Consider the following 22,490-nt stretch of genomic DNA (forward strand, 5'->3'; position numbering starts at 1 on the left):
CGCCAGCAGGGCGCCGTCGTCGCGGCGATCCGGGTCGAGGAAGAACCGGCTGACCGGCGGCAGGTTCTGGGCCAGCGGGTAGAGCGCCTCCTGCGCCCGGGGCAGGTGGCGGAGGGCGCGGAAGACGGCCCCCAGGCCGTCTGCCTGGTCCGGCGCGTCGCGCAGCTCGGCCCAGGCCTGCAGCGTGGCGTCGGCCGCGGCGCCGAGCGCGCCGCTCACGTGCCCGAGCTCGGGGTTCCAGCCCTCGAGCCGCGGCCTCTCGGCGGCCAGCGGTTCGGCGGGATCGCCCACCGCCGCCATCAGCTCGCCGAACTGGGCGGGATCCAGATGCCGCGCCACGAACGCCAGGCGGTCCATCGCCTGGAGGAGCGGCGGCAGCAGCGCCACCATGTCGTCGAGTTCGCGCTCTTCCACGATCGTCCCCGCAGGCATCGGCGGCCGAGCCTAGGCAACCGGCGGGGTCTTGACCATGCCGTCGCCTGCGGGAGGCGGCGCGATTCCGGCGTGTCCGGACACGGAAGACGTTGCAGTGAAGGCTCCGGCGCCCGACACCAGGGGCCATGAACGACACGCCCGACACCAAGGCCAGGCCCGCCAAGTCCTTCGCGACCGAGGTCGTGGAGACGGTGAAGACCCTGGTCTACGCCCTCCTGATCGCGCTCGTGCTCAGGGTGATCCTCTTCGAGCCGTTCACCATCCCCTCGGCGTCGATGGAGCCCGGCCTGCTGGTCGGGGACTACGTGGTGGCCACCAAGTGGGACTACGGCTGGAGCCGGCACTCGGTGCCGTTCAGCCCGCCGCTGCCGTCGGGCCGCATCCTCGCCAAGCCGCCCGCCCGCGGCGACGTCGTGGTCTTCAAGCTGCCGCGCGATCCCAGCCAGACCTACGTGAAGCGGCTGATCGGGCTGCCCGGGGATCGCATCGAGGTGCAGCAGGGCGCGATCATCGTGAACGGCCAGCCCATCGTCCGCACGCCCATCGGCGAGGCCCTGGACCTCGACGCGGGGTTCCCGGTCGAGCAGGTGCGCGAGCGGCTGCCGGACGGGAAGAGCTACCTGACCTTCGAGCGCGGGTCGGGCCACGACGGCGACGACCGCGCGATGATCATCGTGCCCGAGGGCCACTACTTCATGGTCGGCGACAACCGCGACAACTCGCTGGACAGCCGCTGGCCCGAGGCCACCGGCGTGGGTCTGGTGCCCGCGGACAACCTGATCGGGCGCGCCCGGATCGTGCTGGTGTCCTGGCCGGGCGGCGCCAACATCTTCAACCCCATCACGTGGGTGGCGAAGCTGGATCTTCGCCGCGCCCTCAAGCCGATCGAATAGCCGGCTTCAGGGGCGGCGCAGCTCCGACAGGCTGACCGCCCCGTCGCCGTCGAGGTCGCGTCCGCGCAGGTCGGCCGCCGTGATGCGGCCGTCGCGATCCACGTCGAGGCGGCTGAAGTCCGAGGCCAGCGCCGAGCCCGCGAGGGACGGCGCCGCGGCCGCGCCGACCGCCGCGGCGATCAGGGCCCCCACGGCGAGGCGCCACGGGCGACGCGGTCGCTTCCGGGTCGTCGGGGGCGCGAGTTCACGTTCGATGAAGTCTCGCACCGCCTCGCTCGCCGAGCGGCCCTCGTCCCGGCACCGGGACATGAAGGCGAGCTTGGTGGGGTAGGGGATGCGGACCTCGAGCGTCTCGCTCTTCTTGAGTTTCGCGTCGGACATGGCGGCGACGGAACCCGATTTGCGGCCGGGCGACCAGCAGAATCCTGTCCGGACAGCCCGCGCCGGCGACGCCGCGGGGCGCCTGCACACCCGTGAGGGGAGCTAGGGCTTGGCCATCTCCAACACGTCGCGGCGGCCGCCCATCAGGTAGCGCAGGTCGGACCCCACGGTGACGAGGTCGAAGCCGCGCGCGATCATCTGCTTGGAGTAGGCGGGGCTGTTCGTATGCACGCCGGTGCGGACGCCCGCCGCCTTGCAGGCGGCCAGGATCCGGTCGAAGGCGGCGAGGATGCGGGGGTCGTCGGAGTCCTGCCGCGGCTCCCCGCCCAGGGACAGGGATAGGTCGGACGGTCCGATGTAGACCGCGTCGAGGCCCGGGACGGCGACGATGGCCTCCACGTTCTCCAGTCCCTCGGCGGTCTCGATCATCGCGAAGGTCAGGATCTCGGCGTTGGCGTGCTGGGCATAGTCGGCGCCGTAGATCATGGACGGGCGCGAGGGGCCGAAGCTGCGGTAGCCCAGCGGCGGATAGCGGCAGGCCTGCACGAAGGCCTCGCACTCGGCCACGGTCGAGATCATCGGGCAGATGATCCCCATCGCCCCGGCGTCCAGCGCCTTCATGATGTCGCCGGGCGCGTTCCAGGGGACCCGGACGAGGGGCGTGACCTCGCTGGCGCGCATGGCCTGCAGGATGGGGACCAGCTCGTCGTAGCCGATCAGGCCATGCTGGGCGTCGGCGGTGAGCGCGTCCCAGCCCTGGGCGGCCATGGCCTCGGCGGCGGCCGCTCCCGGCAGACTCAACCATGCGTTGAGGACCGGACGGCCCTCGTTCCAGATCTGCTTCAGGCGGTTCGGGCGCATGCCCCTAGCCGTAGACCCAGATGCGGGATCAGGCCACCAGGATGTCGCCGCCCTTGCGGCCCGCCACGACCTTGCCGATGGCGTCGAAGAGCCCGTTCATGGACACGGGCTTTAGGAGCACCCCGTCCGCGCCGGCGGCCAGGCAGTCGGGCTCGATCGAGGACCCGGCGTCGGCGGTCACCACGATCACCGGCAGGCTGGCCTTGGCGTCGCCCCGGGCCCGCAGGCGGCGGATGGCGGTCATGCCGTCCATGCCGGGCATCCGCAGGTCCATAAGCACGACGTCATAGTCGCTATCGGCGATCATCTGCAGGCCGATCTCGCCGTCGGCCGCCTCCGCCATCTCGATGCCGCCGGCGCGAAGCATCTCGCGCACGACCCGGCGGTTCACATCGTTGTCTTCGACCAACAAGACCCGCATGGGCAGCTCCCGACGGCGGCCGGGTTCGCCGACGCGCCCGTCATCCTAGCGACGCAGGGCTTAAGCTAACCTTGATTGCGCTGAGGAATCTGCAACCGGCGCCTTGCGCTCGGCGAAGCCCGCCCTGAGCGCGGCCAGCAGCATCGGCGCGGGGATGGGCTTCGCGATCACCTGCGCCGCGCCGGCGGCGGTAAGTTGCGCGCTCTCGCCCGGCTCGGCGCCGGCGATCAGCACCACGACGGCGGCGGGCGCGACGGCGCGCCTGAGGCGGGCGACGGCCCCCGCCCGCGCATCCGCCGTGTCGCCCAGGGCCGCGCCGTCGCAGATCACCAGGTCGAAGTGGTCTCCCGCGGCGTCCGCGCAGGCGCTCACCGCCTCGACGCTGGCGACCTGCGGCTGCACCACCGCGCGCAGCACCGCCTGGCTCAGGGGATTGGCGTCGATCAGCAGCAGCCGCGCCTCGGCGAAGCTTTCGGCCGCGGCCCCGCCGACGCCGGGCCGGGTTTCGGCCGCGCGCTGAAGCGCAATGCGGACCGTGAAGGTCGACCCCTTGCCGAGCGTGCTCTCCAGGGCGATGTCGCCGCCCATGGCGCGGGCCAGGTTGCGACAGATCGCGAGGCCCAGGCCCGTCCCCTCGTAGTTGCGCGTGATCGAGCCGTCGACCTGGCGGAACGGCTCGAACACGTCCTCGTGGCGCTCCTTCGGGATGCCGATGCCGGTGTCGGTGACCGCCACCACCAGGCGCTCGCCGTCGGGTCCGGGCTCGGCGCGGACCGACAGGGTGACGGCGCCCTCGTGGGTGAACTTGATGGCGTTCGACATCAGGTTGAACAGGATCTGCCGCAGGCGTCCGGCGTCCGCGACGATCCGGGTCGGCGCGGCGTCGATGTCGAGAGTGAGCGCCACGCCCTTGGCGTCGGCCTTCTCGGCCCAGAGGCGGGCGGTCTCCTCGCAGAGCTTGCGCAGGTCCATCTCCGCCGCGGCGATGACCATCTTGCCGGTCTCGATCTTCGACAGGTCGAGGATGTCGTCGACCAGGGCGCGCATGGTCTCGCCCGAGCCGTGGAGCAGGTTGACCTTGTCCTTAAGCTCGGCGTCGAGGCGCGGGTCGGCCAGGATCACCTGGGTCATCCCGAGGATCCCGTTCAGCGGCGTGCGGATCTCGTGGCTCGTCGTTGCGAGGAACTCGGTGCGCGCCTGCACCGCCTTCTCCAGCGCCGCGTTGGCCTTGGAAAGCTTGCCGTTGGCGTCGCGCACCTCGTTGCGGCTTCGGCGGATCGAGAGGAACGCGCCCAGCAGCAGCACGCCCACCACCACCGAGCCGGCCAGCAGGACGTTGGTGATCACCCCGCGCGCCCGGGCGAGCTCGACGTCCTTCTGGAGCTGGCTCGCCTTCAGCCGCGCGATGCGGGAGGCCTGGTTGGCGTAGTCGAACTGGGCCGACATCAGGGCCGCGTTGGTCGAGGCGGCGAGGTCGCGGGCCTCGTCGTCCAGCCGCTTGAAGGCGCGCAGGTGGGCCAAGGCGCGGGGCTCGTCGCCCAGGGCGAGGTAGGCCCGATAGGCCGTCTCGTGGAAGTCGCGGTCGAGCAGGCTCGTCTTCTCGAGGTCGACCCCCGCGAAGGCGCGTTCGGCCAGCGCCGCCGCGGCCTGGGGCCTGTTCCGCGCCAGTTCGAGCCGCGCCGCGACGGCCCACACGCCGGGGAGCGCCTCCCGCGCCGCCGCGTCGGCGTTGGCCAGCCGCAGCGCCTCGTTCACGTGCCGCTGGGCGGCGTCCAGCTTGCCGTGCTCCACCTCGGTGGCGGCCAGGTTGGCCATCACGTGCGCCTCGATCAGCGCGCTCTTCATCTCGCGCGCGATGGCGCGGGCGCGCTCGAACTCGGCCTCGGCCTCGGCGAAGCGCTTCTGCTCCCGCAAGGCGTTGCCGATGTTGTTCCGGGCGCTGACCAGCAGCGACGGGTCGCCGGGATAGAGGTCGGCCGCCTGGGCGTAGTACTGGAGCACCTTCGCGTAGTCGCGGGCGTCCTGGTAGATCGAGCCGATGTTCATCAGCGCGATCGCCTGGCTGCGGGCCTCGCCGGCCTTGCCGAAGATGCGGTAGGCCGCGTGGAAGTCGGCGAGGGCCGGCTGCACCTGTCCCTGGGTCGCCAGGACGCCGGCCTGGGCCATCAGGAGGTCGCCGTGCAGCTTGGAGTCGGGCGATCCGCTGGCGACCGCCTTGAGGCCCTCGCGGATCACCGGCCTGGCGGCGTCGAGGCGGTTCAGCCGCAGGAGCGCCTCGCCCTGGAGCCACTGGGCCGTGGCGATGCGCTCGCTGCGCGCCGCGCCGGTCTCGCGCCGCGCGGCGTCCAGCGCGGCCAGCGACTCCGACAGCGCCGTCTGCGGATCGGCCATCATCGCCTGCTTGGCGGCGGCCACTCTCTGGTCGAAGGGCGTCGCGGGCGCCAGGGCGGCGGGCTCCGGGGCGAAGGCGCGCGCGGCCGGCGCCGCCGTCGCGAGGACGGCTGCCGCGGACGCCGCGAACATCAGCCTTCTCAGACGCATGAGCCCTCGCACCGGTCGGTAAGCTTACCGCCGACGTCTTAAGCCGGGCCTAAGGCCACAATGCATGAGGCCCCCGGCGCGCAGGCGGCGCCGGGGGCCTGATGGTGGCGGTGAGGGACGAAAACCGCCACCTGCCCGAAACAAGCGTCGCCGCATCCCGTTGCGCCGCGCCGCGGCTTTTCAACCCAGATGCGAAGCGGTTCACCTCCCGGTCAGTCCGTTCGCGCTACCAGCGGCGGGCAGGTCGCCAGGCGGGCGCGGCCACCGATGCATCGGAGGCCGGGATCTTGAGTTCGGCGGACGTGAACCTGATCGTGGGCAAGGAGATCGCCCGCCGGCGTCGCGCCTTGCGGCTGTCCCTGGCCCAGCTCGGCGAGCAGTGCGGCGTCAGCCTGCAGCAGGTCCACAAGTACGAGACCGGCCAGTCCAACCTGTCGGTGTCGATGCTGGTGAAGCTGGCGCGATGCCTTGCGGCGCGTCCGAGCGAGCTCGTGGCGCCGCTCGACGACGCGCCCTAGAGGCCCCCATCCCGACCGGCCCGGATCGAGCCGGCCGGGAGGCGGGGCGCGTCAGAACGCGAGCCGGAAGCGCGCGCCGGTGAAGACCTCGTCCTGGCCTGCGCCGTCCGTGGCGGTCTCCACCCGTCCGAACAGGGCCACGTCGCCCTGGCCGTCCTGCACCGGGCGCAGGTAGATCGCCTCGCCGGCGACGCGACGCCGGCCGGCGATGTCCACGCCGCGGCTGACGATGCCCAGGTCGCCGGTCTGCCGGTCGACGATCTCGACCTGCTGCAGCTCGAGCCGGCCCTTCTCGACGAACATCGGCTGGGAGACCAGCACCTGGAAGCGGTCGCCCTTGCGGAACAGGTCGGTGGCGGCGAAGCCGGCCTCGAAGGACGAAGCGGTGAGTCCGCCCTTGCCCACCGAGAGCTGCTGGCCGTCGGACGCGTGGGTCCGGGCCATGGTCCCCGTGGCCATGAAGCTAAGCTTCGGCGTCGCGGCCCAGTTCACCGACAGCGAATAGCCGTCGGTGGTCGAGCCGTTGCGGAAGTCGTCGGCGTCGAGCGACTGCACGCCCAGGATGGCCGAGCCTTCGTTCAGACGGGTCCAGGATCCGGTCAGCGTCAGCTCGCCGTTCGGCTTGTAGGCGAGGGCGAAACGCTGGGCGCTGGCCGTGTAGCGTTCGGCGCCGTGGCCGACGAATCCGAACGCGGGATCGACGCCGCGCTCACGCTCCTGGTCCCGGCCGAGCGCGCCGGCCTGGAAGGTCAGGGTGTCCGAGAGCCGGTAGTCGAGGGCCGCATAGACGCCGCCCGAGGCAAGGCCCAGGAGGGGGTCGGCGCCGCCGCGCTCGATGTCGTACGAGCCCGCCGAGCCGAAGCCGGTCGAGGCGGCGAGCTGCGGAGCCCCGTCGCCGAAGCCGAACACCAGGCGGGACCGCTCGCCGTTCACGTCGAAGCGCGACTGGTAGGCCGGGCCGTCGTCGCGGAAGCCGAAGCGCGCCTGCCGCGGGGCCACCGCCACGGTCATGTCCATGCCCCACGGGTTGGCGACCGCCATCGCCGGCGAGAAGCCGTTGGCGAAGCCGACCTTGCCGCCCGACTTGGCCCAGGTCTCCATCCGCGTGAGCAGATAGGCCTGGAACTGCTCCTGGGCGCCCAGGTAGGTGGTGACGTTCTGGCCGACCAGCTTGGAGCTGAGCGGGATCGCGAAGTCGCGGCGCGTCAGGCCCAGGGTCTCGAAGGCGTAGACGAAGGCCTTCGAGGCGTCCCAGGTCGACTGCTGGACGGTGTTGTAGCGCGTGATCACCGCCGACTTGGTCTGCGGCGTCATCTTGCCGTTCTCGACGGTGAAGAAGATCAGCTTGTTGAAGTCCAGCGGCGACTGGCTGCGGGTGACGTCGAGCAGGCCGTAGCCGTACACCGCGTCCACGCCGGGGTCGCCCAGGTCCTTGGCCGAGTTCAGGATCACGCCCACCGTCTCGCGCGGGTAGTTCGCGAGCCACGGCCAGCGGTCGTGCAGCAGCGCGATGGCGCCCGACACCAGCGGCGCGGCGAACGACGTGCCGGTCTGACGGGTCACGCCGCCCTTGCCGTCCGACACCAGGATCAGTTCGCCCGGAGCCACGAGGAAGTGGTTCTTGAGCTTGTCGCCGGTGCAGAGGCCGAGGGTCGTGAGGCACGCCTCGCCCGGGCGGTTGGAGAAGTTCGAGATGGCGCCGTCCACGCCCACCGAGCCGACCACGATGAAGGCCGGGTTGAGCGCGTTCCAGGTGACGTTGCCGGTCTGGGTGACGCCGTCGTTGCCTGCGGCGAGCACGAACACGGTGTTCTTGAGCGTCAGCGCCACCGACGGATCGGTGAAGACGGCGTTCCAGCCGTTGTCCATCGTCGTGCCCGGAACGCCCAGCGACATGTTCACCACGCTGGCGCCGCTGGCCTTGAGGGTCTGGACCCCGCGCGTGACGTCGGCCCAGCTTGCCGAGCCGGTGTTGTCGAAGGGGTTGTAGGCGATGACCTTGGCGTCCGGCGCGATGCCCATCACGCCCTTGCCGTCGTGATGGCCCACGATCAGGCTGCCGACGGCCGCGCCGTGCCCGTTGGTGAAGTCCGACACGCCGTCCGAGCGGACGATGTTGCCCGAGATCGAGGCGTCGCCGACGAAGGTCTCGTCGAGGATGCCGATGATGGTCGAGCCGCCCGAGCCCTGGGTCTTGGTCAGCGACGGGGTCCAGTTGACCGTCTTCATCCAGTGATCGACGTGGTCGGTCCCGGCGTAGGCCATCAGGCCGTCGTAGTACTCGAGGAACAGGTGGGCCAGGGTGTCCTGGTCCAGCTTGCCGATGGCGTTCGGGTCCGCCGGATCGATGCCGCGGGCCTGCAGGAAGGGGTTCAGGAAGCCCTCGTCGAACGACTTGCCGGTCTTGGCCTGCACCGAGGCCCCCCAGAAAGCGCGCGAGTCGTCGAAGATCGTGGAGACCTTGCCCGCGATCAGGGCCTGGTCCGGGGTCCCGGAGATGGCGGAGTTGAAGGCCACGGTCCAGTCGTCGCCGGCCTTGGTCCAGAAGCCGCTGACCTGGGCATAGGCCGGCGCGCCGGTTCCCACGACCGGGTTGGACGTCGCCCAGAACGACTTCAGGTCGCCGTAGAAGGCGCCCGTGTCTCCCCAGAAGGGCCGCAGGTTGCCCCAGAACGGACGCAGGTTGCCGTAGAACGGGCGGAGGTTCCCGTAGAACGGACGCAGGTTCCCGTAGAAGGGCCTCAGGTTCCCATAGTACGGCTTGACCGGCGAGCTCGTCGTCGTGGTCGACTGCGCAGCGGCCGGCGTCGCATTCAGCGCCGTGGTCGCCAGCGTCGCGGCCGCGACGCTCATCAGCAGGGTGCTGGTCTTCCGGGACATGGACTTTGTTCTCCACGGCGCGTTCTTCCGCCGCTGGAGGAAAATGGCTCGGCAGGCGTTACTGAAACGCCAAGCGATGAGGTGTACGCAGATTAATCATAGGTTGTCCCAAGTTGAGACAACTTGCCGGTCTTGGCAAATCGGGGCGTAACCGCGCGCTGACGATGTATTCGCCGCCGACGAGGCGCCACCATGGCGCGATGTTGCTTGGAGATCAACTGGTGTTTTTCTGGCGCGCGGTTGGCGAGTGAGGTTGGCCTTAGTCTGCAATTGCGCGCGGTCACGGGGTCCGCGACACTCCACGCAAGACACCGGAGGGGCGGACATGCGGGGCGCGATCATCGGCCTGGCGGCGGCGATGCTGGCCGTGGGCGCGCAGGCGGCGCCCGACGTGACGATCCGGCGCGACTCCTGGGGCGTGCCGCACATCCTCGGAAGGACCGACGCGGACGCGGCCTACGGCCTGGCCTGGGCGCAGAGCGAGGACGACTTCGCCACCCTGCAGGAGGCGGTGTTCGCCGCGCGCGGCCGCCTGGCCGAGCTGAACGGACCCGCGGGCGTGGAGAGCGACTACCTCGTGGCGCTGCAGGACGTGTGGGGCACGGTGCGCCGCCGCTACGCCCGCGACCTGGAGCCGAAGACCAAGGCGGTCATGGAGGCCTACGCCGCCGGCGCGAGCGCCTGGGCCCGGGCGCATCCGGACAAGGTGGCGCCCGGCCTTCTGCCGATCACGGGGCAGGACCTCGCGGCCAGCGTGATCTACCGGGGGCCCACCTTCTACGGCCTGGACGACCTGTTCCGCCGCACCATGCGGCCGACGTCGCAGCGCCGCGCCGAGGTCTGGGACGGTGTGGAGATCGGCTCCAACGGCGTCGCCGTCGGCCCGGCCCGTTCGGCCGACGGGGCGACGCGCCTGCTCGTCAACTCGCACCAGCCCTACACCGGCCCCCTCGCCTGGTACGAGGCGGTGGTGCAGAGCCGCGAAGGGTGGCACGTGGCCGGCGGCTTCTTCCCGGGCGGCCCTTTCATGCTGCACGGCCACAACGCGCGGCTGGGCTGGGCCTCGACGGTCGACAATCCCGATCTCGCCGACGTCTACCAGCTCGTCATGCACCCGACGGACCGCGAGCTCTACAGGCTGGACGGGGCGTGGAAGCGGCTGGAGAGCCGCTGGGTCGAGATCCGCGTGAAGCGGGCGGACGGATCGCTGGAGACGGTGCGGCGCGAGACGCTCCGTTCGGTCCACGGGCCGGTGGTTCGGACGGACCACGGCGTCTTCGCCATCCGCTACGCCGGCATGGATGAGATCCGGCAGAACGAGCAGTACTTCGCCATGAACAAGGCCCGGAACCTCGCCGAGTGGAAGGCGGCGATGGCCAAGGGCGTGCTGCCGTCGATCAACTACGTGTACGCGGACGCGGACGGGAACGTTGGCTACGTCCACAACGGGCGCTTCCCGGTGCGCAAGGACGGCGTGGACTGGTCCGGGGTCGTGCCCGGCGACCGCAGCGACCTGATCTGGACGCGCCAGCGGCCGTTCTCCGGCGTCCCGCAGCTCTGGAACCCGAAGAGCGGCTGGACCTACAACGCCAACAACACCCCGTTCTCGGCCACGGACCCCGCCCACGACCTGAAGCCGGCCGACTTCCCGAAGTGGATGGGGCTGCAGACCAACATGACCAACCGCGCCTTCCGCGCGCTCGAGACCTACGGCGCCGACCCCTCGATCACCGCCGAGGAATTCGAGGCCTACAAGTACGACCTGGCGTTCTCTGCGAAGTCCGAGCTGGGCAAGGCCCTGCCGCTGCTGCTGGCGCTTCCGGCGGGGGACGATGCGGACCTCAAGGCCGCGCAGGACCTGCTGCGGGGATGGGACCTGCGGACCCACCGCGACAGCCGCGCAGCGGCCCTTGCGGTGCTGACCGTGCTGCGGCTGAACCAGCAACCCGGAACGGCGCCGCTTTCCGCGCTCAAGGGCGTGATGGCGGATCTGAAGAAGGCCTACGGCCGCATCGACCCGACCTGGGGCGAGGTGAACCGGATCCGGCGCGGGACGGTGGACCTGCCCATCGACGGCGGGCCCGACATCTTCCGGGCGGTGTACGGGCGACCCGATCCCGATGGACGGCTGCGGGCGGTGGCCGGCGACACCTTCGTGATGTTCGTCACGTGGGAGAAGGGCGGCAGGCTCTCGTCGAAGAGCATCCACCAGTTCGGGTCGGCGACCCTCGACGCGGCCTCGCCGCACTACGCCGACCAGACTCCGCTCTTCGCGGCGATGCAGACCAAGCCGGTGCTGTTCACCGAGGACCAGCTGAAGGGCCACGTGAAGCGCGAGTACCGGCCGGGGGAGTGATGATGGGCGACGGCTTCCCGGTCTGGCTGTTCGGCGTCTTCCCGCTCGTCTTCGCGGCCATGTGGCTCGCGGTGACGACGGCGCTCAGTCATCTGTCGGGCTGGCCGGCATTGCAGCAGGCCTACCCCGACCGGGACGACGAGGTGCTCGCGACGTTCGGCGGTCAGTCCGGGATGATGGGAGGCGCGCCCGGCGTGAACTTCAGCGGCGTGCTGGAGCTGAGCGCCTGCCGCCAGGGGCTGAGGGTGGCGATCTGGCGGATCTTCGCGCCGTTCATGCGTCCGGTCCTGGTCCCCTGGCGGGACCTCACGGTGCGCCGGCAGCAGACGTTTCTCGGACCGCGGGCCGTCCTGATGCTGGGCGACGTCGCCAGGCTCACGGTTTCGGGCGGACTGGCCGACCGGATCGCGAGGGCGGCGGGGCAGAACTGGCCGGCCGGGGGCGCGCCCCCGCCGATCGAGAAGCCGGTGGGCCGCCTCGTGGCCGCGTCGGTGGTCGAGTGGCTCGTCGGGACGGCGTTGCTGGGCGGGTTCTTCACGGCGGCGACGCATTTCAGCGGCCTGGACGCCACGCCGCTGCCGCTCGCGATGACGCTTGGGTTTCCGGCCGTCTTCTGCGGCTTCATCGCGTTCAGCCGCTTCCTGAAGCGCATGCGGCGCTGAAGCGCGTCCCGAGTGCGGAACCGGTTGTCGGCCCAAGGCTCTCGCGCCGCGCGCGCCGAAGGAAGGTTGCCATTTTTCAAACGGCCGTTAGACCGCTCGCCATGGCTGACGACGCGCGCAAGACCGCAGGTTCGAAACCGGGGGGCAAGGAAACCTACGACGACCGGCCGTTCCACGTGGACGACCTGCCGCCGGAGGTGCGCGCGCCGCTCGCGCCTTACGCCGGCCGGGAGCCGGAGGCGCCCGCATGGTTCAAGTGGGCCATCGCCCAGGAGGCCGAGCGGACCTTCGTCGAGTCGGGCGGCATCAAGCTGGAAGCGCTGAGCTGGGGCGAGCGCGGCAAGCGCGGCTTGCTCCTCGTCCACGGCAACTCGGCCCACGCCGACTGGTGGAGCTTCATCGGCCCCTACCTCGCCAAGGACTTCCGCGTCACCTCCATGTCGCTGGCGGGCATGGGCGACTCCGAGTGGCGGCAGACCTACCGCTTCCCGGACTTCGCCGCCGACGCCGAGGCCGTGGCGCGGGCCACCGGCCTCTACGCGCCGGGCAAGAAGCCCATCTACATCGGCCACTCCTTCGGTGGCGGGCAGGTGTTCTTCACCGCCGCGCGCTACCCGCAGAACATGGATGCGGCCATCCTCGTGGACACCGGCTTCGGCGGCCCGCCGCCCGAGGTCCTGGAAGAGCGCAGGAAGCGCCAGGAGCTGCTCGCCAACAATCCCAGCCCGGACCGGCCGACGCGGATCTACCCCACCATGGAGGCGGCCCTGGCCCGGTTCCGGCTGATGCCGCCGCAGCCGGCCGAGAACCACTACATCCTCGACTTCATCGCGCGCCGCTCGCTGAAGCGGGTTCCCATGCCCGACGGTTCGGGCCAGGGCTACGCCTGGAAGTTCGATCCGAACATGTGGGAGAAGCTCGACCGCAGCGACGGGATCATGACGGCCGACCGTGGCGCCTTCCCCGACCTGAAGGTCCCGATGATCCACCTCTACGGAGACAAGAGCCGGATCATCGAGCGCCGCGCCTCGGGCGAGCCCGGCTTCCTGGACGGCAACGTGCCCGAGATCGAGATTCCGGATTCCCACCACCACGTCATGATCGACCAGCCCCTGGCCCTGGTGGCGGCGCTCCGCACCCTGCTGGCCAATTGGCCGCATGGAACCCCGCCGGATTGAACCGAGGGCGCGGTTCGTGTAGGGCCTCGCCGAACACCTCCCTGACCTAGAGAGTGAATTGATGGCCGGACAAGGCTCCGACTACCAGCGCGGTCACATGGACATCGCCGAGCAGACCGCGACGTTCCATCTCGTGATGGGCCTGACGAAGTGGGGCTCGCTCGTGATCGCCGCGGGCGTGCTGTTCTTCACGCTCCTGTTCTGCACCGCGGCCGGCTTCATCGGCTCGTTGGTCGCCACGGTGGCGCTGATCGCCGCCGGCGTGTTCCTCCTGCGCTCCAAGCCCGAGGCGGCGGGGGCGCACTAAGGCGTCCTGCCCGGCTGGCGCCCGCCCCGCCGTGGTGGAATAGTCGGCCCGAATGCTGAAGCGCGCGCAGGCCTACGGCTTGTCGTTCCTGTATCCCGCGAACGACACGGTGGTCGGGCCCTGCCTCGCCCGCCACGGCGAGTTCGCCCGGCCGCAACTCGACTTCCTTCTGGCGCTGGCGACCCCTGGCGCGGGCGCCTTCGTCGACGTGGGCGCCAACCTCGGAACCATGGCGGCGCCGTTCGCCAAGGCCCGGCCCGACTGGCGCGTGATCGCGGTCGAGGCGCACCGCGGGGTCGCCGCGATCCTCGCGGCCAATGCGGCGAACAACGGCTGCGACCGCCTGGAGGTGGTGCACGCCGCCGCGGGTCCCGATCGCCGCATCGCGGCCTTCCCGACCCTCCCGCTCGACGCGGCGGCCAACCTCGGGACCAGCAGCTTCTACGACCGGGAGACGCCGCGCCTCCCCGTCCTGATGCTGCCGCTCGACGAACTGGCGCCCGCCGACACGCGGCTGGTGAAGATCGACGTCGAGGGGCTCGAGCCCGAGGTGCTCGCGGGCGCGCACCGCCTGATCGAAACGGTCCGGCCCGTCTTCTTCGTCGAAGCGTTCCATGCCACGGCGAGGGCGGCCGTGCTGGAGACGTTCCTGCGGGCCGGCTACGCCGCCTACTGGTTCTACGCGCCGTGGGTGACGCGCGCGCCGCTCTCGGGCGTGACGGCGCAGGACGACACGATCGGCGACGCGAACTTCGTGTGCATCCCCGGGCAGGGGCCTGCGCCCTGGGACCTGCCGCCGGCGCGGCCCGAGCAGGAGACCTGGCCCAGCGACCACAGGCTCTATCCCTACCTCAAGGCCTACGGCTACTGACGGCGTGCGGGGCATGGCGTTGCGCGCGCCGAGCCCTGGGCCCTTCTCCACGAGTTGATTGTTGCGTTGCGAAGGTGCGCTGCGGGAGAAGCTTGCGGCGCGCCGCGAGATCCTTCGGGCGCCGCGCTGGACAATCCGACGCGGGCGCACCTATGGTCCGGCCGCCTGCAGCGCATTCGGGGGTTGAACGCGGACCATGGCCGTCATCGCTGTGACCAAGGAGCGCCGAGCCGGCGAGACCCGCGTGGCGGCCACGCCCGAAACGGCGAAGAAGCTGGCGGCTGCCGGTTTCGAGGTCGTCGTCGAGGCGGGCGCCGGCGCCGGCGCTTCGTTCGCCGATGCGGACTACCAGGCGGCCGGCGCGTCGATCGCCAAGTCCGCCAAGGACGCGGTCGCCAAGGCCGACCTGCTGTTCAAGGTCCGCGCGCCCGAGGCCGACGAGATCAAGGCGCTGAAGCCGGGCGCGTTCGTGGCCGCGCTGCTCAACCCCTACAACGAGAAGGCGACGGTCGAGGCCCTCGCCAAGGCCGGCGCCAGCGCCTTCGCCATGGAGTTCATTCCGCGGATCACCCGCGCGCAGGTGATGGACGCCCTGTCCAGCCAGGCCAACCTCGCGGGCTACCGCGCCGTGATCGAGGCGGCCGAGGCCTACGGGCGCGCCTTGCCGATGATGATGACACCGGCCGGCACCATCGCGCCGGCGAAGGTGTTCGTCATGGGCGTGGGGGTCGCGGGTCTGCAGGCCATCGCCACCGCGCGGCGCCTGGGCGCGGTGGTCACCGCCACCGACGTGCGGCCGGCGACCAAGGAGCAGGTGGAGAGCCTGGGCGCCAAGTTCGTCGCGGTCGAGGACGAGGAGTTCAAGGCCGCCGAGACCGCCGCCGGCTACGCCAAGGAGATGAGCAAGGAATACCAGGCCAAGCAGGCCGAGCTCATCAGCGGCCACATCGCCAAGCAGGACATCGTCATCACCACCGCGCTGATCCCGGGCCGTCCCGCGCCGAAGCTGGTGAGCGCAGCCCAGGTCGCGTCGATGAAGTCCGGATCGGTGATCGTGGACCTGGCCGTGGAGCAGGGCGGCAACGTGGACGGCGCAAAGCTGGGCGAGGTCGCCGTCACGGCCAACGGCGTGAAGATCATGGGCGTGGCCAACCTGCCCGGCCGCATCGCCGCCGACGCCTCGTCGCTCTACGCCCGCAACCTGCTGGCCTTCGCCGAGCTCTTCCGGAACAAGGAGGGCCAGTTCGCCCCCGATCTGGAGGACGAGATCCTCAAGGCCGCGCTCGTCACCCACGGCGGCGCCGTCGTGCACCCGCAACTCACCGCCTAAGCCCGGAGAACCCCATGGACGTCGATCCCACGGTCTTCCGCCTCGCCATCTTCGTGCTGGCGATCTTCGTCGGCTACTACGTGGTCTGGAGCGTGACGCCGGCGCTGCACACGCCCCTGATGGCGGTGACCAACGCCATTTCCTCGGTGATCATCGTGGGCGCCCTGCTGGCGGCCGCCGCCAGCGGCGCCGACGGCGAGCTCACCGGCAACGTCCTGGTCTCGAAGGGCGCCGGCGCCGTGGCCGCGGCCTTCGCCGCGGTGAACATCTTCGGCGGCTTCCTGGTCACCCAGCGCATGCTGGCCATGTACAAGAAGAAGGACCGCGGCAAGTGAGCGTGGACTGGCGGGCGACCGCTCAGCTCATGGGCGGCCTGGCCCTGGGCCTGGTGGTCGTGGGAATGATCCTCCAGACCATCGCCGACGTCAGCCTGCGTAAGCGCGGGCGCGTCGCCGCCCTAGGCCTTGCCTTGGTCGTTGGCGGGTACGGCCTGTCCGAGGCGCTGTTGACGGCGGCGGAGAATGACCTCCTGCCGGCTGTAGGTGGCCTACTGGCTCTGGGCCTTCTGCTGGCCACCTTCTTCGTACGGAACACATTGAGCAGGCGGCTTGGTCAGCTGAGCGCCATGCTGGGGCTGGCGGTGGTGGCTCATAGCGCTTGGCGGAACGACCAGATGGGCCAACTCCTGTGGACCGCCGGTGTCCTCGTTGGCGTCCTCGCCGTCGTCGTGGCTGGAGACTGTCTCCAACGCAAGCTCAGCAAGTCCAAGCCGGGCCGGAGGGCGCACGCATGAGCGGCGAAGCCCGCAACGCGGCCCTCTCTCGCGCGGCCCTGCTGTCGGCCGGCGGGGCGGCGCTCATCGGCCTGACGCAGCAGATGCCGGCCGGATCGCCGGGCGGCCTGGTCCTCATGATCCTCGGCGGCGTCGTCGTGGCCGCCGGCCTCGCGCTCGCCGTCAGGGCGCTTCTCGGGCGATCGGGAGGGGGCCGGTGACTGACGCGGCGGCGGGCGCCTCACTGCTTGAGCAGGCTCTGGTCGTGATCAGGTCGCGGCGAGGCGATGCACGCGAGCACGGGATCGAACTGCTGGGCGTCGTCGGCTCGGTCGCCCGCGGCGAGGCGCGCCCGGACAGCGACGTGGATGTCGCCTACGCCATCGTGGGCAAGTCATCCCTGTTCGATCTTGGCGGCCTCGCGATGGACATTCAGGGCGACCTGGGGCGCCGCGTGGACATGGTCGATCTCACCCGCCTCAAGCCGGCGTTCCGCGCGAGCATGGAACGAGACCTTGTCCGCGCATGACCGAGCGTGACCGCAGCCTGCTCGAGGACATGCGCGCCTTCGCCCGCGATGCGGTGGAGTTTCTCGGCGAGCGCGACGCCGCAGACCTGCTGGCGGACAAGCGCACGCAGTACGCCGTGATCCGCGCCGTGGAACTCGTAGGCGAAGCGGCCTCCAAGGTCAGCGCCGATACGCGAACCTCCGCACCGGACCTTCCCTGGCGGGAGGCGATCGGCACGCGCAACATACTGATCCACGCCTACCACGAGCTCGACCTTAGGCTGGTGGTAGCCACCGTTCGAGAGCACCTGCCGCCGCTGATCCTGCGGCTGAACGCGCTCCTGGGGGACGAACCGACATGAACGCCAATCTCGCGGCCATCCTCTACCTCGTCTCCGGGGTGCTGTTCATCCTGGCGCTGCGGGGCCTCTCGAGTCCCGAGACCAGCCAGTCCGGCAATCGGAACGGCATGATCGGCATGGCCCTGGCCGTCGGCGTCGCCCTGGCGACGCTGCTCTCCGAGGGCAAGCTCGACGCGCTGACCCTGGGCCTCATCGCCGCGGGCATCGCGGTGGGCGGGACCATCGGCGCGGTGATCGCCCGGCGCGTCGCCATGACCTCGATGCCGCAGCTGGTGGCGGCGTTCCACAGCCTGGTCGGCATGGCCGCGTGCCTGGTGGCGGTGGCCGCGATCCATACGCCGGCCGCGTACGGGATCGGCGAGGTCGGCGCGGTCCACATGGTCTCGCTGGTGGAGCTGTCGCTGGGCCTGGCCATCGGGGCGGTGACCTTCACCGGCTCGGTGATCGCTTTCGCCAAGCTGAACGGCAACATGTCGGGCGCGCCGATCCTGCTGCCGGCGCGGCACCTGCTGAACATCGCGATCGGCCTCGCCATCGTGGCGCTGATCGTGGTGCTGGTCCTCAGCGGCGGTCAGGCGCTCTGGGCCTTCTGGGGCATCTTCGCCCTCAGCCTGCTGATCGGCGTGACCCTGATCATCCCCATCGGCGGCGCGGACATGCCCGTCGTGGTCTCGATGCTGAACAGCTACTCGGGATGGGCGGCCGCGGCCCTGGGCTTCACGCTCGAGAACGTGACTCTGATCATCACCGGCGCGCTGGTCGGCTCCTCGGGCGCGATCCTCAGCTACATCATGTGCAAGGGGATGAACCGCAGCTTCATCTCGGTGATCCTGGGCGGCTTCGGCGCCGACGACAGCGCGGCGGCCGGCGGCGGCAGGGTCGAGACCCGCCCCGTCAAGCAGGGCTCGGCGGACGATGCGGCCTTCATCATGAAGAACGCCAGCAAGGTGATCATCGTGCCGGGCTACGGCATGGCGGTGGCCCAGGCCCAGCACGCGCTGCGCGAGATGGCCGACAAGCTGAAGGAGGAGGGCGTCGAAGTGAAGTACGCCATCCACCCGGTGGCGGGGCGGATGCCGGGCCACATGAACGTGCTGCTCGCCGAGGCGAACGTGCCCTACGACGAGGTGTTCGAGCTGGAGGACATCAACTCCGAGTTCGCCACCGCCGACGTGGCCTTCGTGATCGGCGCGAACGACGTGACCAACCCGGCCGCGAAGACGGATCCGACCAGCGCCATCTACGGCATGCCGATCCTCGACGTGGAGAAGGCCCGCACGGTGCTGTTCGTGAAGCGCGGCATGGCCGCCGGCTACGCGGGCGTCGAGAACGAACTGTTCTTCCGCGACAACACGATGATGCTCTTCGCCGACGCCAAGAAGATGGTCGAAGGGATCGTGAAGGGCCTCTGAGCGCGTTCCGCGCGTTCCGAAAGTGGGAACCGGTTTTCGGATCCAGACGCGCTCAAGCTCTTGGTGAGGGTCTGAGCGCGGCTCAGCCGAAGGGGTCCGGCGGGGGCAGCGCCTGGCCGGTCACCACGATGCCCGCGTCCTCGGCAGGCGGCGGCGTCGTGGGCTCCGGCGGACGGAAGCTCACCAGCACGTAGCCGTCGATGACGCCGTCGCCGTCGATGTCGACGTCCACCCGGGTCGGCGTGGTCGGGACCAGGGTCGTCGGCCCCGGCAGGGTCGGCCCCAGCGTACTGACGCCGAAGTCGCCGGGAGGCGTGACGCCGGGACCGGGAGCCTGTGGTTCGGTCCCGTCCGGCGGGCGGGGCGCGACCACGACCCGGCCCGCGGCGGTGACGATCCTGTCCCCCTGCTCGAACGAGAAATCGACGATCACGCCGAGCAGCGTGTCCGGGCCGGCGCCCGCGCTCGACGCCGCGACCACGAAGCTGTCGGCGCCGGAACCGCCCTCGACGATGGCCCCGTCGGTGAACTCGATGCGGTCGTCGCCGGCGCCGCCCAGCAGGGTGTCGCGGCCGCCTCCGCCGACGAGCGTGTCGTCGCCCGCTCCGCCGTCCATCCGCTCGGCGGCGGCCGAGCCCACAAGGCTGTCGTCCCCGGCTCCGCCCCGCAGGATCGGGGGCGGGGCCTCCGCCGGAGCCGCCGGCGGGAGCTCGATCTGCAGCGCCGCCGCCGCGCCCGGCTCCGGCGCGGACGCGCCGGGAGGGGCGGCGGCCGTGGCGACGGCCGACGCCATGGCGGCGAGACCGGCTTCCACAGGCGCGCGCGCCGCGGCAGGCTCGTTCAGCGCCGCACCCTGGATCGCGACTTCCCGGTCCTGCGCCGGGGCGTCCGCCGGCGGCGGCGCGGCGCCCGGCTCGTCCGGCGGCGGCGGGCTGGCGACGATCTCCGCGGCCTCGGCCCCGCCTCCGATGGAGGCGGTCTCGTAGAAGAACGCGGCGGCCACGATCAGCGCGAGGAAGGTCTGACCGTCGCGCCCGGTGAAGGGCAGGATCGCCGCCGACTTCGGCGCGATGGCCTCCTCGGTGACCGCCAGCCGCTGGCGGAGCGCCGCATGCAGGTCGAAGCTCTCGTCGATGGCGTCGTCGACCGCCGAGTGGACCACGAACCTGCCGTCGATGCGCGCCACGTGGATCAGCACGTCGCCGGAGCCGTCGGTGACGACGCACCACGGGTCACCTTCGTCGGTCGCGCCGAAGATCACTTCCACATCGACGCCCGCCGCGGCGAGCTGGTCCGCCAGCGCCTGCAGGCGGACGCGCTCGGCGGCGGTCCAGTCGCCGCTGTCGCGGACGCGGGCAATGAAGGGGACGACCTGGCCCATGGCGCTCGGAAAATCTCCTGGCGGACTATCCGGCCGCTCGGCCAGCCTGCGCACGGGCCGCGCCCTCGCCGCCGAAGAGCAGCCTGAAGAGCTCCGGCTCGTAGTACCGCAGCAGGGTGCGCGCGAACTCGCCCGGCTCGAGCCCCAGCGCTTCGGCCCAGGCCCCCTGCGTCTCGATCGGCAGGCGGCCGAGCCCGCTTTCGACCTGGCTGACGAAGGTGTAGTAGCGCAGCCCCACCCGCTCGGCGAGCTCCGCCTGGGTCAGCCCGGCCTGTTCGCGCGACGCCTTGAGCCACCGGCCCGCCTCCTGGCGCAGCGCCTTGATGTGGGCGGCCTTCGCCGGATCCGTGGCAGGTCTGGGCATCGGGAACTCCGCGTCGCTCGGCTCACGCGCGAGCCGGCGAACTTAGTAAGTACTTAAGACGTAAATATACGACGTGTACACGCTTGTCCCGCTATCATGTCCCGATGTTCGGCGAAAGGCGTCGCTTCGCGCTCGCTCCGCAGGCGCAAGGACTCGCCCGCGGCCCGGATTTTGCCTAGAAGGCGCGGCAACCTGGCGGGCTCGCCGGGGTTGGACGGCCGAGAAACGGCGGTTGGAGCATCCCTTGGCGAACGGCAGATCGATCACGGGCGGGTGGAGCGCGCGCCGCAAGGCGGAAGCCGCCATCGTGCTGGTGGCGGGCGTGTCCGCCTTCGCCGTGGCGCACGCGTCCCTGCCGGCCGCCCCGAAAGTGCGGCCGATTTCCGCGCCGGCCTCCGCGGTGGCGCCGGTTCAGGTGGCCCAGGCGGACGCCGGCGAGGTCCTGATCGCCTTCGAAGAGCCCGTGCCGGGCCGGCAGATCATTTCGCCCTTCGGCCTGCGTCAGCTTCCGTGGGAGGGCAGCGGCCGCCTTCACGAGGGCGTCGACATCTCCGCCGATGCGGGCGTGGCGGTCGTGGCGGTGGCGGACGGCGTCGTGACCGAGGCCGGGACCAAGGGCGGATACGGCCGCTTCGTGGCCGTACGCCACACAGCCGGCCTGACCACCTACTACGCCCACCTCGGCGCCATCGGCTCGGACGTGAAGCCGGGTGTCCAGGTCGAGGCGGGCCAGCCGATCGGCAAGATCGGCTCGACGGGGGTCTCCACCGGCCCGCACCTGCACTTTGAGATCCGCGACCCGGACGGGAAGCCGCTGAATCCGGCGATGTTCCTGGGCCGCGCCTTCGCCGAGGCCGGCGACCTGCCGCTCGACAAGGCCAAGCGCTACTCCGGCCGCGTCCGCATGGCCTACGTCTCGTTCATCCCCGCCAGCAAGCGCGCCCTGATGGACGCCAAGTCCGACAAGCCGGTCCTGATCGTGAAGCGCGTCACCACCGACGCCCAGGACGAGGCCGCCGCCGAGCGGAACTTGAAGGGGCTGGCCGAAGCCGCCGCCCAGCAGGAGAAGATCGACGGCCTGAAGGGCCTCTCGATCGGGCCGGACGGCCGGCCGCGGGCGCAGCTCAGCCTTTGAAGCCCGCGAACTACCGGGGCGAGCGCATCGACATCGGCGGTCGCTGCCTGCGGGTGGTGCGCGCCGGGCCGGCGACGGGCGAAGCGCCGCTGATCGTCTGCGAGCACGGCGCTTTCGGGTGCGCCACCGACTGGGCCGTGGTCCAGGACAAGCTTGCGCAGAAGGGCCTGCGCAGCCTCGCCTACGACCGCGCGGGGCTTGGGCATTCCGATCCGGGGCCCGAGCCGCGCGACGGACGCGCCATCAACGACGACCTCGAAGCGCTCCTCGACCGCCTCGGCGAGCACGGTCCGGTGCTGCTCGCGGGCCATTCGATGGGCGGGCTCATGGTGCGGCTCTTCGCGCTCGAGCGCGAGCGGCGGCCGATCCGCGGGCTGGTGCTGGTGGATGCGGTGACGCCCGCCATCCTCGACGTGCCGGGCGGCGCGGAGGCGGTCCGCTCGTTCGGGGGGCTGCTGGAGGTCGTCAGCCGAGGCGCCCGGTTCGGCCTGATGGTCCCGGTGTCGCTGGTGAGCTCGAACCTGATCGGCCTGCCCTCCCTCGCCGCGGCCGAGAAGCGGCGCATCCACGGCTCGGCGCCGCACGCGCGCGGCGCCTCCGCGGAGGTGACGCAGTGGCCGGCCACGTCGAAACTGGCGGGCGCGCTGGACCTGCCCGCCGAACTGCCCGTCGCCGTCGTCACCGCCGGCGCCAAGACGATCCGCGCGCCGATCCGCGCCGCTCAGGAGGCGCCGGCGAAGCAGTCGCGCTTCGGCTACCTGGAGCATGTCGCGCCGGCCACCCACGCGAACCTCCTGGGCCCGCGGCACGCGGACGCCGTCGTCCGGGGCGTGGACCACGTGCTGAAGGCCGCCACGCTGCGCTAGCGTGCGGTCACGCGTCCACGGTCGTCACTCCTTCTCAGGCGCCGCCGTTCCACGCT

At 71.1% G+C, this 22,490-nt stretch carries 24 protein-coding genes; 16 read left to right on the plus strand and 8 right to left on the minus strand.

Annotated features, from left to right (window positions below; translation table 11 throughout):
- Positions 1-432, minus strand: a 432-nt coding sequence (locus JNK30_RS20455) for a hypothetical protein (RefSeq protein ID WP_293485190.1), incomplete at its 3' end; no start/stop codon positions are given.
- Positions 433-560: 128 nt separating this feature from the next.
- Here JNK30_RS20455 and lepB point away from each other — a divergent pair.
- Positions 561-1,328 carry a signal peptidase I gene (gene lepB, locus JNK30_RS20460; RefSeq protein WP_293485192.1) on the plus strand — a complete coding sequence of 256 codons (768 nt, stop codon included), beginning with the start codon at positions 561-563 and terminating at the stop codon, positions 1,326-1,328.
- 6 nt (positions 1,329-1,334) lie between these two features.
- Here the strand turns inward: lepB and JNK30_RS20465 are convergent, their stop codons facing one another.
- The 4 genes from JNK30_RS20465 to JNK30_RS20480 all read right to left on the minus strand — a co-directional run bounded on the left by JNK30_RS20465 (position 1,335) and on the right by JNK30_RS20480 (position 5,514).
- The gene (locus tag JNK30_RS20465) at positions 1,335-1,709 is read right to left on the minus strand and encodes a hypothetical protein (protein WP_293485194.1); all 375 of its coding nucleotides are present in this window, start codon (positions 1,707-1,709) and stop codon (positions 1,335-1,337) included.
- Positions 1,710-1,811: 102 nt separating this feature from the next.
- Complete coding sequence (locus JNK30_RS20470) at positions 1,812-2,570, minus strand: aldolase/citrate lyase family protein (protein WP_293485196.1); 759 nt, start codon at positions 2,568-2,570, stop codon at positions 1,812-1,814.
- A gap of 28 nt (positions 2,571-2,598) precedes the next feature.
- Positions 2,599-2,991, minus strand: coding sequence for a response regulator (locus tag JNK30_RS20475; protein ID WP_293485198.1), 393 nt, complete (start codon positions 2,989-2,991; stop codon positions 2,599-2,601).
- Between the two features lie 60 nt (positions 2,992-3,051).
- A complete protein-coding gene (locus tag JNK30_RS20480; RefSeq protein ID WP_293485199.1) occupies positions 3,052-5,514 on the minus strand; it encodes an ATP-binding protein in 2,463 nt (820 codons plus the stop codon).
- A 305-nt stretch (positions 5,515-5,819) separates the two neighbouring features.
- On the opposite strand from JNK30_RS20480, the gene JNK30_RS20485 reads away from it, so the two are divergent.
- A complete protein-coding gene (locus tag JNK30_RS20485; RefSeq protein WP_293485200.1) occupies positions 5,820-6,050 on the plus strand; it encodes a helix-turn-helix transcriptional regulator in 231 nt (76 codons plus the stop codon).
- Between the two features lie 51 nt (positions 6,051-6,101).
- Here JNK30_RS20485 and JNK30_RS20490 read toward each other — a convergent pair whose 3' ends face one another.
- Positions 6,102-8,930 carry a S8 family peptidase gene (locus JNK30_RS20490; protein WP_293485202.1) on the minus strand — a complete coding sequence of 943 codons (2,829 nt, stop codon included), beginning with the start codon at positions 8,928-8,930 and terminating at the stop codon, positions 6,102-6,104.
- Positions 8,931-9,255: 325 nt separating this feature from the next.
- On the opposite strand from JNK30_RS20490, the gene JNK30_RS20495 reads away from it, so the two are divergent.
- The 12 genes from JNK30_RS20495 to JNK30_RS20550 all read left to right on the plus strand — a co-directional run bounded on the left by JNK30_RS20495 (position 9,256) and on the right by JNK30_RS20550 (position 18,688).
- Entirely contained in the window at positions 9,256-11,286 is a 2,031-nt protein-coding gene (locus JNK30_RS20495; protein ID WP_293485204.1) for an acylase, read from the plus strand.
- A 2-nt stretch (positions 11,287-11,288) separates the two neighbouring features.
- A complete protein-coding gene (locus JNK30_RS20500; protein WP_293485206.1) occupies positions 11,289-11,948 on the plus strand; it encodes a hypothetical protein in 660 nt (219 codons plus the stop codon).
- A 101-nt stretch (positions 11,949-12,049) separates the two neighbouring features.
- A complete protein-coding gene (locus JNK30_RS20505) occupies positions 12,050-13,126 on the plus strand; it encodes an alpha/beta hydrolase (protein WP_293485208.1) in 1,077 nt (358 codons plus the stop codon).
- A 61-nt stretch (positions 13,127-13,187) separates the two neighbouring features.
- Complete coding sequence (locus JNK30_RS20510) at positions 13,188-13,433, plus strand: aa3-type cytochrome c oxidase subunit IV (protein WP_293485210.1); 246 nt, start codon at positions 13,188-13,190, stop codon at positions 13,431-13,433.
- A gap of 52 nt (positions 13,434-13,485) precedes the next feature.
- Positions 13,486-14,304 carry an FkbM family methyltransferase gene (locus JNK30_RS20515; protein ID WP_293485212.1) on the plus strand — a complete coding sequence of 273 codons (819 nt, stop codon included), beginning with the start codon at positions 13,486-13,488 and terminating at the stop codon, positions 14,302-14,304.
- Between the two features lie 196 nt (positions 14,305-14,500).
- Positions 14,501-15,634, plus strand: coding sequence for a Re/Si-specific NAD(P)(+) transhydrogenase subunit alpha (locus tag JNK30_RS20520; protein ID WP_293485214.1), 1,134 nt, complete (start codon positions 14,501-14,503; stop codon positions 15,632-15,634).
- 14 nt (positions 15,635-15,648) lie between these two features.
- Positions 15,649-15,969, plus strand: a complete 321-nt coding sequence (locus JNK30_RS20525; RefSeq protein ID WP_293485216.1) for a proton-translocating transhydrogenase family protein — start codon at positions 15,649-15,651, stop codon at positions 15,967-15,969.
- Positions 15,966-16,427, plus strand: a complete 462-nt coding sequence (locus JNK30_RS20530) for a hypothetical protein (RefSeq protein ID WP_293485218.1) — start codon at positions 15,966-15,968, stop codon at positions 16,425-16,427. Before JNK30_RS20525 ends, JNK30_RS20530 begins: the two co-directional genes overlap by 4 nt.
- Positions 16,424-16,627 carry a hypothetical protein gene (locus JNK30_RS20535; RefSeq protein ID WP_293485219.1) on the plus strand — a complete coding sequence of 68 codons (204 nt, stop codon included), beginning with the start codon at positions 16,424-16,426 and terminating at the stop codon, positions 16,625-16,627. Before JNK30_RS20530 ends, JNK30_RS20535 begins: the two co-directional genes overlap by 4 nt.
- On the plus strand, positions 16,624-16,935 hold the full coding sequence (locus JNK30_RS20540) for a nucleotidyltransferase domain-containing protein (RefSeq protein ID WP_293485221.1): 312 nt from the start codon (positions 16,624-16,626) through the stop codon (positions 16,933-16,935). The genes JNK30_RS20535 and JNK30_RS20540 overlap by 4 nt, the downstream gene beginning before the upstream one ends.
- The gene (locus JNK30_RS20545) at positions 16,932-17,276 is read left to right on the plus strand and encodes a HepT-like ribonuclease domain-containing protein (RefSeq protein WP_293485223.1); all 345 of its coding nucleotides are present in this window, start codon (positions 16,932-16,934) and stop codon (positions 17,274-17,276) included. Before JNK30_RS20540 ends, JNK30_RS20545 begins: the two co-directional genes overlap by 4 nt.
- Positions 17,273-18,688, plus strand: coding sequence for an NAD(P)(+) transhydrogenase (Re/Si-specific) subunit beta (locus JNK30_RS20550; RefSeq protein ID WP_293485224.1), 1,416 nt, complete (start codon positions 17,273-17,275; stop codon positions 18,686-18,688). Before JNK30_RS20545 ends, JNK30_RS20550 begins: the two co-directional genes overlap by 4 nt.
- A gap of 82 nt (positions 18,689-18,770) precedes the next feature.
- On the opposite strand, the gene JNK30_RS20555 is transcribed toward JNK30_RS20550, so the two are convergent.
- Both JNK30_RS20555 and JNK30_RS20560 read right to left on the minus strand, forming a co-directional pair.
- On the minus strand, positions 18,771-20,069 hold the full coding sequence (locus JNK30_RS20555; RefSeq protein ID WP_293485225.1) for a hypothetical protein: 1,299 nt from the start codon (positions 20,067-20,069) through the stop codon (positions 18,771-18,773).
- 25 nt (positions 20,070-20,094) lie between these two features.
- Positions 20,095-20,433 (minus strand): helix-turn-helix transcriptional regulator, encoded by a 339-nt coding sequence (locus tag JNK30_RS20560; RefSeq protein ID WP_293485227.1) that lies wholly within the window; start codon positions 20,431-20,433, stop codon positions 20,095-20,097.
- Between the two features lie 244 nt (positions 20,434-20,677).
- Here JNK30_RS20560 and JNK30_RS20565 point away from each other — a divergent pair, with 244 nt between their 5' ends.
- Both JNK30_RS20565 and JNK30_RS20570 read left to right on the plus strand, forming a co-directional pair.
- On the plus strand, positions 20,678-21,568 hold the full coding sequence (locus JNK30_RS20565) for a M23 family metallopeptidase (RefSeq protein ID WP_293485229.1): 891 nt from the start codon (positions 20,678-20,680) through the stop codon (positions 21,566-21,568).
- Complete coding sequence (locus JNK30_RS20570; RefSeq protein WP_293485231.1) at positions 21,565-22,434, plus strand: alpha/beta fold hydrolase; 870 nt, start codon at positions 21,565-21,567, stop codon at positions 22,432-22,434. The genes JNK30_RS20565 and JNK30_RS20570 overlap by 4 nt, the downstream gene beginning before the upstream one ends.
- Positions 22,435-22,490 lie beyond the last annotated feature (56 nt).

Origin of the sequence: Phenylobacterium sp. (genome assembly GCF_016793225.1) — a bacterium.
In the GTDB taxonomy this organism is placed as follows: domain Bacteria; phylum Pseudomonadota; class Alphaproteobacteria; order Caulobacterales; family Caulobacteraceae; genus Phenylobacterium.